Below are 387 nucleotides of genomic sequence, written 5' to 3'. Positions count from 1 at the left end.
GACGTGCAGCAGCACCAGGGGGTCGTGGTCGACGTAGACGACACGGGACTCCGGGGCTATCCGCTGGGCGACCTCGTGCGTGTTGTTCGCGGTCGGCAGCCCCGCGCCGACGTCCAGGAACTGCCGGATTCCGGCGTCGCGGGCGAGGTGGCTGACGGTCCGGCGCAGGAAGTCCCGGGACTCCTTCGCGAACGTCTCGATCAGCGGGTACTTCTCCCGGTAGGCGTCGCCCGCCGCCCGGTCCGCCGGGAAGTTGTCCTTGCCGCCGAGCCAGTAGTTCCAGACACGTGCGGAGTGCGCGACGCTCGTGTCGATCTGCGCGGGCAGTTCAGGCCCATTTCCGGTCGTACTCATCCTGTAACGCCTCTCCTGTTCGGGCCGGCCGCA

At 69.0% G+C, this 387-nt stretch carries 1 protein-coding gene; it reads right to left on the bottom strand.

The window, feature by feature from the left end:
* A partial coding sequence (locus AB0C16_RS40840; RefSeq protein ID WP_357691592.1) for an SAM-dependent methyltransferase occupies positions 1-354 on the bottom strand: 354 nt, incomplete at its 3' end.
* Positions 355-387: the final 33 nt, after the last annotated feature.

The sequence above is a fragment of the Nonomuraea sp. NPDC048916 genome (assembly GCF_040649575.1).
Classification (GTDB): domain Bacteria; phylum Actinomycetota; class Actinomycetes; order Streptosporangiales; family Streptosporangiaceae; genus Nonomuraea.
The sequence above is the reverse complement of the archived record's forward strand: the minus strand, read 5'-3'. Positions and strand labels throughout refer to the sequence as shown.